The 10,033-nt window shown below is 49.3% G+C and carries 12 protein-coding genes; 7 read left to right on the forward strand and 5 right to left on the reverse strand.

Translation table 11 applies throughout. From position 1 onward, the window contains the following. The 7 genes from VIN66_RS03435 to VIN66_RS03465 form a co-directional block, all read left to right on the forward strand. On the forward strand, nucleotides 1-280 hold a 280-nt coding region (locus VIN66_RS03435), incomplete at its 5' end, for an EF-Tu/IF-2/RF-3 family GTPase (RefSeq protein ID WP_331922685.1). 68 nt (nucleotides 281-348) lie between these two features. Continuing rightward, nucleotides 349-780 (forward strand): 30S ribosome-binding factor RbfA, encoded by a 432-nt coding sequence (gene rbfA, locus VIN66_RS03440; RefSeq protein WP_331922686.1) that lies wholly within the window; start codon nucleotides 349-351, stop codon nucleotides 778-780. Beyond that, nucleotides 780-1,712: a tRNA pseudouridine(55) synthase TruB gene (gene truB, locus VIN66_RS03445; RefSeq protein ID WP_331922687.1), complete on the forward strand. Its 933-nt coding sequence runs from the start codon at nucleotides 780-782 to the stop codon at nucleotides 1,710-1,712. Before rbfA ends, truB begins: the two co-directional genes overlap by 1 nt. Before the next feature lie 109 nt (nucleotides 1,713-1,821). Continuing rightward, nucleotides 1,822-2,091, forward strand: a complete 270-nt coding sequence (gene rpsO, locus VIN66_RS03450; RefSeq protein WP_331922688.1) for a 30S ribosomal protein S15 — start codon at nucleotides 1,822-1,824, stop codon at nucleotides 2,089-2,091. A 177-nt stretch (nucleotides 2,092-2,268) separates the two neighbouring features. After that, the gene (gene pnp, locus VIN66_RS03455) at nucleotides 2,269-4,398 is read left to right on the forward strand and encodes a polyribonucleotide nucleotidyltransferase (RefSeq protein ID WP_331922689.1); all 2,130 of its coding nucleotides are present in this window, start codon (nucleotides 2,269-2,271) and stop codon (nucleotides 4,396-4,398) included. Beyond that, nucleotides 4,379-5,284: a lipoprotein NlpI gene (gene nlpI / locus VIN66_RS03460; RefSeq protein WP_331922690.1), complete on the forward strand. Its 906-nt coding sequence runs from the start codon at nucleotides 4,379-4,381 to the stop codon at nucleotides 5,282-5,284. The genes pnp and nlpI overlap by 20 nt, the downstream gene beginning before the upstream one ends. Beyond that, on the forward strand, nucleotides 5,217-6,443 hold the full coding sequence (locus VIN66_RS03465) for a hypothetical protein (RefSeq protein WP_331922691.1): 1,227 nt from the start codon (nucleotides 5,217-5,219) through the stop codon (nucleotides 6,441-6,443). Before nlpI ends, VIN66_RS03465 begins: the two co-directional genes overlap by 68 nt. 19 nt (nucleotides 6,444-6,462) lie before the next feature. Here the strand turns inward: VIN66_RS03465 and VIN66_RS03470 are convergent, their stop codons facing one another. From VIN66_RS03470 to VIN66_RS03490, 5 genes are all read right to left on the reverse strand, one after another. Beyond that, complete coding sequence (locus tag VIN66_RS03470; protein WP_331922692.1) at nucleotides 6,463-6,819, reverse strand: PilZ domain-containing protein; 357 nt, start codon at nucleotides 6,817-6,819, stop codon at nucleotides 6,463-6,465. 82 nt (nucleotides 6,820-6,901) lie between these two features. Beyond that, nucleotides 6,902-7,867: a lipoyl synthase gene (gene lipA, locus VIN66_RS03475; protein WP_331922693.1), complete on the reverse strand. Its 966-nt coding sequence runs from the start codon at nucleotides 7,865-7,867 to the stop codon at nucleotides 6,902-6,904. Continuing rightward, nucleotides 7,860-8,453: a lipoyl(octanoyl) transferase LipB gene (gene lipB / locus VIN66_RS03480; RefSeq protein WP_414709856.1), complete on the reverse strand. Its 594-nt coding sequence runs from the start codon at nucleotides 8,451-8,453 to the stop codon at nucleotides 7,860-7,862. Before lipB ends, lipA begins: the two co-directional genes overlap by 8 nt. 163 nt (nucleotides 8,454-8,616) lie before the next feature. Next, on the reverse strand, nucleotides 8,617-8,898 hold the full coding sequence (ybeD, locus tag VIN66_RS03485) for a DUF493 family protein YbeD (RefSeq protein ID WP_331922695.1): 282 nt from the start codon (nucleotides 8,896-8,898) through the stop codon (nucleotides 8,617-8,619). A 112-nt stretch (nucleotides 8,899-9,010) separates the two neighbouring features. After that, nucleotides 9,011-10,033: serine hydrolase (locus tag VIN66_RS03490; RefSeq protein ID WP_331922696.1), on the reverse strand; the 1,023-nt coding region annotated here is incomplete at its 5' end.

The following is a 10,033-nucleotide window of genomic DNA, read 5'->3' on the forward strand; positions in this document are numbered from 1 at the left end:
GGCACAGGTGCGGGATGTGTTCCGTTCGCCGAAGTTTGGTGCAGTTGCCGGCTGTATGGTTACTGAAGGTGTTATTAAACGTAACGCGCCAATTCGCGTATTACGTGACAACGTGGTTATTTTTGAAGGCGAGCTGGAATCTCTGCGTCGCTTTAAAGATGACGTTAGCGAAGTCCGTAACGGTTTCGAATGTGGTATTGGTGTGAAGAACTACAACGATGTTCGCGAAGGCGACCAAATCGAAGTGTTCGAAGTGGTACAGGTAGAACGCACCCTGTAATACACACGCAGTTAGAAAACAGGGGCCTTAGGCCCCTGTTTTGTCTGCAACAGGCATTGGAAAATATTATGAGTAAAGAATTTTCGCGGGTCGACAGACTGTCGCAGCAAATGAAGAAAGAAATGGCGGTGATCCTGCAGCGTGAAATTAAAGATCCGCGCTTGCACACTATGATCACCGTGTCGGATGTCGAGGTATCACGGGATCTGTCACATGCTAAGGTTTTTGTAACCTTCCTGGGCCTGGCTGATGATAAGGTAGAAGACAATTTAAAAATCCTGAATGATGCATCAGGTTTTGTGCGTAGCCTTATTGGTAAACGTATTCAGACACGTATAGTGCCGCATATCCGTTTTGCTTTTGATGAATCGCTGAACGAAGGCATCCGGATGGCGAATCTGGTTAGCAATGCGCGGGCAGAAGATGACCGGCGCCGGGTGGAATCAGGTCAGCCACTCGATGAGAGTGATAACCAAAGCAGTGACGAGCAAGCGAACTGATGGCACGGAAAAATGCCCGAACTCTAAACGGTATTCTGTTGTTAGATAAACCGCTGGAAGTCAGCAGTAACGGTATTTTGCAGCGGGCACGCTGGTTGTATCAGGCACAAAAAGCCGGTCACACCGGCGCACTTGATCCCATGGCATCGGGCTTGCTGCCAATTTGCTTTGGTGAGGCGACTAAGTTTAGTCAGTTTTTGCTCGATACCGATAAGACTTATCTGGTCAGTGCAAAATTTGGCATACGCACTGCAACCAGCGATGCGGAAGGCGAGGTTATCAGTGAAAAACCGGTGGATTTCAACCAGGCAGAGCTGGAGCTGGCGATGCAGGCGTTTCGCGGTAATATCTTGCAGGTACCGACGATGTTCTCGGCATTAAAGTATCAAGGCCAGCCGCTGTACCGTTATGCACGCCAGGGTATAGAAGTGCCACGGGAAGCCCGGCCAATCAGCATTTTTCGCTTTGATCTGTTAGCGCTTAATGGCGACAGTGCCGACTTTATTGTGCATTGCTCTAAGGGAACTTACATTCGCACATTGATCGATGATTTAGGTGAGTTGCTTGGCTGTGGGGCACATGTGTCAAAGTTGCACCGTACCCAGGTTGGGCCATTTAACGCCGAGCAAATGGTAACCCCAGCCCGGCTTGATGCGCTGGCGGAGCAGTGCCATCAGAGCCGCGACTTTAGCGCTATGGATAGTTTACTGTTACCAATGGATGCGGGTATTCGTGATTTGGTTAAAGTTGAACTGACTCAGGCACAGCAACACAGCTTGCAGCATGGCCAGAGTTGTCAGATAGACATCGCAGATATCGCGGCGATAAAGCTGCATGGGCCAGACGGTAAATTTTTTGGTATTGGCCAGATAGAAAACGGCGTGCTCAGCTCCCGCCGGCTATTGAATACTGCAGCACTACAAGGCAGTTAAAGCAGTTGTAAAAATAGCCTGAAGTGCTATAATCGCGCGGTTTTTTGGGCTTGCTGGATGAGTGATCGGCAATTCCCTGACTTTTGTTCACTCACATTTGGAGTTAAATATGTCTTTAAGCGCTGCTGATAAAGCAAAAATCGTTGCCGACTTCGCTGTTAAGCAAGGCGACACGGGTTCACCAGAAGTACAGGTTGCTATGTTAACTGCTTCTATTAACCACCTGCAAGGTCACTTTGCTCAGCACAAGCATGACTTCCACTCACGCCGCGGTCTGCTGCGTATGGTTAGTCAGCGTCGTAAGCTGCTGGACTACTTAAAAGGTAAAGACCAGAGCCGTTACGCAACTCTGATTGAGCGTTTAGGCTTACGCCGTTAATTCGCATTCAGTAAAAAAGGGGCTTTAAGCCCCTTTTTTTATACATAAGACTATTTTTTATCCAAAGTTAACGATTGACTGAACTATCTTTGTGCTTTGGTTACAGAGTATACTAGCACCGTATTAAACGACAAAAATGACATCGCAATTAGGCGATTAAGTAAAGGAAACAAACACGTGACTCCCATCGTAAAATCATTCCCGTTCGGCCAGCATACTTTTACTATTGAAACCGGCGTAATCGCCCGTCAGGCAGATGCCGCAGTTCTGGCCAGCCTGGGTGATACGTCAGTATTAGTAACGGTAGTGGGTAAGAAAGAAGCCAAGCCAGGCCAGGATTTCTTCCCGTTAACGGTAAATTATCAGGAAAAAATGTACGCTGCCGGCCGTATCCCTGGCGGTTTCTTTAAGCGTGAAGGTCGCCCAAGTGAAGGCGAAACACTGATTGCCCGTCTGATTGACCGTCCAATCCGTCCATTATTCCCGGAAGGCTTCACTAACGAAGTACAGGTTGTGGCGACTGTTGTATCGGTACAGCCAGAAATTCAGCCGGATATCGTTGCGCTGATCGGTACTTCTGCCGCTTTAGCCATTTCAGGTATTCCATTCAGTGGCCCTATCGGTGCTGCCCGTGTTGGTTATATCAATGGCCAGTACGTACTGAACCCATCAGAGGAAGAGCTGAAAACCTCTAAGCTGGACTTAGTGGTAGCCGGTACTGCAGGCGCGGTATTAATGGTTGAATCAGAAGCCGGTATTCTGTCAGAAGACGTAATGCTAGGCGCAGTAGTATATGGCCATGAGCAGATGCAAACTGCGATCAGCGCCATCAATGAGTTCGCGGCTGATGCAGCGAAACCGGCCTGGAACTGGCAGGCACCTGCTAAAAATGTTGCACTGATCGAGAAAATTGAAGCCATTGCAACGGCGGATTTAGGCGATGCGTACCGTATCACTGAAAAAGCTAAACGTTACGAGCGTATCGGCGAAATCAAAGCTGCATTAGTAGAAAAGTTAACTGCAGAGCTGGCCGAAGACGAAAAACTTGATCTGTTAGAAGTGGGCGAAATTTTCCACAACCTGGAATCAAAAGTTGTACGTGGCCGTATCACCAAAGGTGAGCCGCGTATCGATGGCCGTGACCCGGAAATGATCCGTGGTTTAAGCGTAATGACAGGTGTGTTACCACGTACTCACGGTTCTGCCCTGTTTACCCGTGGTGAAACTCAGGCGCTGGTAACGGCGACCCTGGGTACAGCACGTGATGCGCAAACGGTAGATGATTTATTAAGTGCTAAAACAGACACCTTCATGTTGCACTATAACTTCCCGCCGTACTCAGTAGGTGAAACCGGTATGATCGGCTCGCCTAAGCGTCGTGAAATTGGTCATGGCCGTTTAGCGAAGCGCGGTGTGCAGGCAGTTATGCCAGATTTCAACGAGTTCCCGTACACTGTACGTATCGTATCTGAAATCACTGAATCAAACGGTTCAAGCTCTATGGCGTCTGTATGTGGTTCATCACTGGCCCTGATGGATGCCGGTGTACCAATTAAAGCGTCTGTTGCCGGTATCGCTATGGGTCTGGTAAAAGAAGGCGACGATTTCGTTGTACTGTCAGATATCTTAGGTGATGAAGACCACTTAGGTGATATGGACTTTAAAGTCGCCGGTACGTCTGAAGGTATCACTGCACTGCAGATGGATATCAAAATCGACGGTATCACTAAAGAGATTATGCAAATTGCGCTGAAGCAAGCTAAAGCTGCCCGTTTGCACATTCTGAACGTGATGGATCAGGCAATCAGCGGTCACCGCGAAGAGATGTCTGAGTATGCGCCACGCATTTACACCATGAAGATTAACCCGGAGAAAATCCGTGAAGTTATCGGTAAAGGTGGTGCAGTGATCCGTCAGATCACCGAAGAATCAGGCACAACCATTGAGCTGGAAGATGACGGCAGTATCAAAATTGCCGCCACTACAGCGAAAGCGGCGCAAATTGCGATTGATAAGATCAACGCTATCACAGCCGAAATTGAAGTTGGCGCTATCTATCAGGGCGAAGTTGTACGTATCGTAGACTTTGGTGCTTTTGTTAATGTATTGCCGGGTAAAGATGGTCTGGTACACATTTCTCAAATCTCTGACGAACGTGTAAACAATGTATCTGAGCACTTAACTGTTGGCCAGAAGGTTGCTGTTAAGGTACTGGAAGTTGACAAGCAAGGCCGTGTTCGTTTGAGCATCAAAGAAGCGAATACCAAGCCAGCTACTGAGTCTGCCAATGCTGAAGAAAACGCCTGATAGGCTGTTACGCCGGGTAGCGCCTTTAGCGCTACTGGCTACTCTGGTTGGAGGTTGTGCAGCACAACCTCCTGCTGTTAACTGGCTGACGCCAGAACCGCTGGCGGTGTCTTACCGTACTGAGCTGGCGATAGCACGGTTAAGTGAGATACTGTACCGGGCCGAATTATCAGAAGAGCAGTCTGCTCAGTTGTACTACGACCGTGGCGTCATGTACGACAGTGTTGGCCTGCGTACTTTAGCCCGGCTCGATTTTATGCGGGCACTGCGGTTAAAACCCGATATGGCTGATGCCTATAACTTTGTTGGTATTCATCATACTGTCAGTGGCGATTTTAATTCTGCGTTTGAGGCTTTTGACTCGGCACTGGAATTAGCGCCTGAGCATGAATTTGCTTATCTGAACCGCGGTATTGCATTGTATTATGCCGACAAAACGGAACTGGCTGTTGCTGATTTCGAACGTTTTTTGGCGTTAAAGCCTGCAGATGCTTACCGTATTATCTGGTTATACCTGGCGCAAAGTGAATTGTCTGCTGACGCTGCTATCAATCGGCTGAAACAGAATATGCAGGCACTGGATCAGGCTGAGTGGTCGACCAATATTGTGCGTTTTCTGGCTGGGGAGATGACAGAAAAGGCGTTGCTCGATAGCGTACTGCAAGATCTGTCCAGTCAGCAATTGCTGGCAGAGCGCTTGTGCGAGGTGTATTTCTACCTGGCTAAATGGCATGAAAGCCATGGAAAGCCTGAAAAAGCGCTCGAATACTATAAACAGGTATTGGCAACAAACGTATTTGAATTTGTTGAGCACCGTTATGCCAGACTGGAAATGGCCAGACTGCGCGGCGAAGCAGAAACTGTTAACGAGTATGAAGAACCCTGAGTTTGCAAAGTATTGTTATTTAAAAAGCCGGTTCACCGGCTTTTTTGCTTTTTTGCTGCTTAGCGCTTGTCAGCCCCAAGCCCCTGACCAGTCAGAGTTGATGGAGCAAGCCAGACATGAACCTGCGGCCGCTATGCAACTGGCCGCTGAGCGGCTTGCCCGTGGCGAGTATGATGCTGCCTTAGATTGGTTCCGACAGGGCGCCAGCCTTGGCGATATTGCAGCGCTGGAACATGCTTTACAGTTACAGCAACGGGAGCAGGGTAAGCTTGCTACTGCCATTTGGCTACAACAGCAGATAAACAGCGGTACCATTGCCCCTGATGCCGTCCGACCTGACAAAAGAGCTGAATTGGGGCTGTGGCCGGACAATAGCCCCCTTGTGACCGGATATCAGTCGCTGGCAGGCTGTACGTTATCGCTGCAGCCGGTAGCGACACAACAGGCCGGTGTTAATACCTGGAAGCAGTTACTGCAACACTGGCAGCACGATCAGCAACTGGCAAAACTGCCGGTCTGTTTTTTACCATTACACAGGGTGAACAGCGTGGCGCTGGCGTGCTCTGAAGACAGCAGCACTCTGGTGCAGTGCGACTATCCGGAGCTGAATGAACTCGTTGCGCAGGGCCGTTTCAGCCAGCTGCTTGTGATAGCCGGGCGCGGCAAAGCCAGTTACAACAATGGTATTCTGCAGCTGCCGGATAATGCAGACATGGCATTACTGCGGCATGAATTTATGCATATTTTCGGCTTTATCGATGAGTACGCACTAGCACCCGCTACGGCAGCTGAAGTGTGCCGTCCCGGTAAAATACACCCTAATCTGCTCCTTGCCACAGACGTCGACGCTTACATGCAGTATTGGAAGCTGGCAGGGGTGCCTACTCTTACAGCCGTAGATAGCTGCAGCGCCGCGGGTATACAGGCGTACAGGGTCATAGCAGATGATAATGTCATGCGATTTTATGAGTTGCCGTTACCGGATCACTATTTTCAGCTGATACAGCTTATACTGCGCCAGCCGGAACAGCTGATGCCGGTACAGTACTATTATGCCTATCTGGCACGGCAACGGCAGGATTGGGAGAAGTGGCAACAGTTTATGCAGCAGGCATCAATGCACGGCTATGCTGATGCAACCGAGGCACTGGCGCCCTAGGATCAGGTAATGAGAATGCCTAATGCTCACTGAGTTCAGAAAGCTCTCTGCTGAGTAACTCGGCATCGCCAAGGTTGAGTTCCAGCAAGCGGCGCAGGTGGGATACACTTTCAATATCAATTTTTTCGCAGTGTAAGCCGACAACCGTGGCAGAGTCATGTGCGACGCTGACTTTCATTGTTAGTTCGACCGGCAAATCATTCAGCTGAATACGCAGCTGCATCAGCTTTGGCAAAGAAGGTGGCCATTGTTCAGGCTTTTTAATCAAAGCGCCTTGCAGTGATAAATCCAGCACTTCGGTACTTAAGCTGTGGCTACCGATATCAAGATGAGCAAAGCCTTTAAAACTGACCCGGCTAAAACGTCTGTTGTCCATCGTGTCCCCCAATGATGCTGTTAGAAGCATAGCGGTTTTCAGCTAAAAGAACAGCCGCTGTTTGCTGTACAAGAGGTGAGGATCAACCGATGTCTTCACCTGCGGCCTGACGATCTGCGTGGTAGCTGGAGCGCACGAAAGGCCCGCTGGCGACGTGTTTAAAGCCCAGCTCATAAGCAATACGTTTGATTTCATCAAATTCTGCCGGTGGCATGTAACGCTTTACCGGCAGGTGGTGTTTGCTTGGTTGCAGGTATTGGCCAACGGTCAGCATATCGACATCGTGATCGCGTAAATCTTTTAGTACTTCAATCAGCTCTTCGGTCGTTTCGCCAAGACCTACCATTAAGCCTGATTTAGTGGCTACGTTAGGATGGGCCGCTTTATAGCGTTTTAACAGCTGCAGTGACCATTTGTAGTCTGCTCCCGGCCGAGCCAGCTTATATAAGCGCGGTGCCGTTTCCAGATTATGGTTAAACACATCTGGCGGCGTTTGCGTCAGGATATCCAACGCAGTGTCCATACGGCCACGAAAGTCTGGTACCAGCACTTCAATCTTTATTGCAGGATTGTGCTTACGGATTTCGGTAATACAGTCGGCAAAATGCTGTGCGCCACCGTCACGCAGGTCATCACGGTCTACGGAGGTGATTACCACGTATTTTAAATTCATATCACGGATAGTCAGCGCCAGCTTTTCCGGCTCTTCGGCGCTGGGTGGTAATGGTCTGCCATGGGCAACATCACAAAACGGGCAGCGACGGGTACAAATAGCGCCCAGGATCATAAAGGTAGCAGTACCGTGGTTAAAGCACTCTGTCAGGTTAGGGCAGGCGGCTTCTTCACATACTGAATGCAGACCATGTTTACGCAAGGCACCTTTGATCTGGTCAATACGCTCAGAGCTTTTCGGCAGCTTAATTTTAAGCCACTCAGGCTTGCGCAACATTTGGTCTGGCTCGGTTGGTAGTACTTTTACCGGTATAAGTGCCATTTTATCTGCGTCACGCAGTTTAACGCCTGGTTCCATACGTGCAGTTTTAGTCATTTTGCCAGTCTAACCCTGTGGTGTGTTGCAGTGTTGCTACATTCAGTTGTTGCTGAAAACACTGCACTATTCGTTGTTTGGCCTCTGCAACACTTTGCGGGCCGCCTAAATCTTTACATTGGATCATTTGCATACCGGCATAACCACAGGGGTTAATGCGCAGAAACGGGCTTAAATCCATATCAACGTTAAGTGCCAGGCCGTGAAAGGTACAGCCTTTACGCACTCTGAGACCCAGAGATGCAATCTTTGCATCATTGACATAGACGCCCGGCGCATCGGCTTTGGCGTAAGCCGTAATGCCATAAGCTGCCAAAAGCTCAATCAGCACTTGCTCCAGCAGTGTAACCAAAGCCCGAACACCCAGATTACGCCGTTTCAAGTCAAGCAATACGTAAACTACCAACTGACCGGGGCCGTGATATGTTACCTGGCCGCCACGATCTACTTTAACGACAGGAATATCACCAGGTAGTAACAGATGCTCTTCTTTTCCGGCCTGGCCCTGAGTAAATACCGGTTGGTGCTCCAGCAGCCACAGCTGATCAAGCGTTTGTTCACTGCGCTGATCGGTAAACTGCTGCATAGCTTGCCACACCGTGGTGTAGTCCTCAGTTCCCAGCTCTCTCACTAACAGTTGCTGGGTAATATCGGCATATCCGGCCACGCTGGTTCCGGCTTGCTGTGATTCGGTCTGCATTATACTGCCTTATGCGCTGAATTCGAATGGCTCAGAGACAGGTCGTATCTCACAGTACGTAGCGTACCAGTTCAATTTTGCCAAGCTCAGTGTACAGCAGTTCGATATGCTGTTTACTGGTGACGGTGACACTGACTGATACAGAGTGATAGTTGCCTTTGCTGCTGGGTTTCACTGCCGGGCTATAATCACCGGCATCAGTGTGCTGGCGCACCACAGCCATGACCTGATCAACCAGCGCTTCATCGGCCAGCCCAAGTACTTTAAAACTGAACTGGCAAGGAAACTCCAGATATTCATCAAACTTGGTATTCTTTACTTCGTGTGCCATTTTACTCTCACTATCGCACTGCAGGCTGTGGCCTGATTAAACTGGACTAATTGTAACAAAAAGTCCCGGACAATGCCGGGACTTAGTAGCGAAAAGCTGATGCTCTGCCGGATTAATTAAACTGCATCTTGATATAGTCAATCATACGACTGAAAAAACCACCTTCGGCGATATCTTCCAGCGCCACTAACGGATAAGTACCAATGTCTTCATCGTTAAGCTTCAGGTAAACGGTACCAAGCTGCTGTCCCTTGGTTATGGGGGCGATTAGCTCCTGGTTCAAGGTGAAGTCAGCCTGCAGATTTTTGCGCTGACCGCGAGGTATAGTCACTTGCACCGCTTGCAATATACCTAAACGTATCGTTTCTTTATCGCCTTGCCAGATACGCTGTTCAGCAAACTGCTCGCCTGCCTGATAGGCGGTAATGGTTTCAAAAAAGCGAAAGCCGTAAGTCAGCAGTTTTTTGTTCTCGGCAGCGCGGGCCTGCTCGCTGGCCGTACCCATAACAACAGAGATAAGCCGCATACCGTCGCGCGTTGCAGAGGTAATCAGACTAAAGCCTGCCTCATCAGTATGGCCGGTTTTAATGCCATCAACGTCAAGGCTGCGATCCCACAGCAGGGAGTTACGGTTGTATTGCTTGATGTTGTTATAGCTAAATTCTTTATGCGAGTAGATTTCATACTCGTCTGGTACGTCGCGGATCATGGCGGCCGATAATATGGCCATATCTCTTGGTGTGGTGAAGTTTTCGGCACTTGGCAAACCGTGAGCATTACCAAACCGGCTGCTGTGCATACCAAGGCGCTGGGCATGGGCATTCATTAAATCGACAAATGCGCTTTCGCTGCCGGCAATATGCTCTGCCATTGCGACACAAGCATCATTACCTGACTGAATAATGATACCTTTATTCAGATCAGCTACGGATACCTGCGTGCCGACTTCAATAAACATCAGTGACGAGCCGGGAAAGTTTTTTGCCCAGGCATTCTTACTGATGGTGACCATGTCAGTATTGGCAATATTGCCGTTTTTAAGTTCAGTACCGATGACGTAGCTGGTCATCATTTTGGTCAGGCTGGCCGGCGCCAGTGACATATCGGCGTTGTTCTCTGCCAGCACTTTACCGGT

This window comes from Rheinheimera sp. (assembly GCF_036568245.1).
Classification (GTDB): domain Bacteria; phylum Pseudomonadota; class Gammaproteobacteria; order Enterobacterales; family Alteromonadaceae; genus Alishewanella.

Bases quoted from the DNA above. Each gene is read 5' to 3' on its own strand.
- truB (WP_331922687.1), top strand. From the start codon at position 780: ATGGCACGGAAAAATGCCCGAACTCTAAACGGTATTCTGTTGTTAGAT.
- lipA (WP_331922693.1), bottom strand. From the start codon at position 7,867: ATGACTAAAACTGCACGTATGGAACCAGGCGTTAAACTGCGTGACGCA.
- rpsO (WP_331922688.1), top strand. From the start codon at position 1,822: ATGTCTTTAAGCGCTGCTGATAAAGCAAAAATCGTTGCCGACTTCGCT.
- lipB (WP_414709856.1), bottom strand. From the start codon at position 8,453: ATGCAGCAGTTTACCGATCAGCGCAGTGAACAAACGCTTGATCAGCTG.
- VIN66_RS03470 (WP_331922692.1), bottom strand. From the start codon at position 6,819: ATGGACAACAGACGTTTTAGCCGGGTCAGTTTTAAAGGCTTTGCTCAT.
- nlpI (WP_331922690.1), top strand. From the start codon at position 4,379: ATGCTGAAGAAAACGCCTGATAGGCTGTTACGCCGGGTAGCGCCTTTA.
- rbfA (WP_331922686.1), top strand. From the start codon at position 349: ATGAGTAAAGAATTTTCGCGGGTCGACAGACTGTCGCAGCAAATGAAG.
- VIN66_RS03465 (WP_331922691.1), top strand. From the start codon at position 5,217: ATGCCAGACTGGAAATGGCCAGACTGCGCGGCGAAGCAGAAACTGTTA.
- ybeD (WP_331922695.1), bottom strand. From the start codon at position 8,898: ATGGCACACGAAGTAAAGAATACCAAGTTTGATGAATATCTGGAGTTT.